1 protein-coding gene is annotated in these 284 nt (G+C 43.7%); it reads left to right on the top strand.

Annotated features, from left to right (window positions below; translation table 11 throughout):
• Window positions 1-164 precede the first annotated feature (164 nt).
• A partial coding sequence (locus SB658_RS23265) for an NAD(P)-binding domain-containing protein (protein WP_410602640.1) occupies window positions 165-284 on the top strand: 120 nt, incomplete at its 3' end.

Below are 284 nucleotides of genomic sequence, written 5' to 3'. Positions count from 1 at the left end.
CTAAATTGTTGTTTTGCAAAAGCGCAGTCAGTATACATACAGCAAGCGGTTGAACGCGTATTCGGGACTTTTGGAAAGCGCTGGCTCTTTCTTGACACGATTTCTCATCATGGTACGATAACTAACGTGCGAAAAACACGAACAAAAAGCGAACGTGGGAGAGGATCAATATCATTGATCAAAAGAAAGTTGCTTTCATTGGAGCAGGTTCTATGGCGGAAGGAATGATTGCAGGGATTGTGCGATCAGGACAAATGCCGCTAGGCCAAATTTACGCAACAAAC

Origin of the sequence: Bacillus sp. SIMBA_008, from assembly GCF_046535495.1 — a bacterium.
Classification (GTDB): domain Bacteria; phylum Bacillota; class Bacilli; order Bacillales; family Bacillaceae; genus Bacillus; species Bacillus subtilis.
This window is presented reverse-complemented; position numbering and strand designations above follow the sequence as displayed.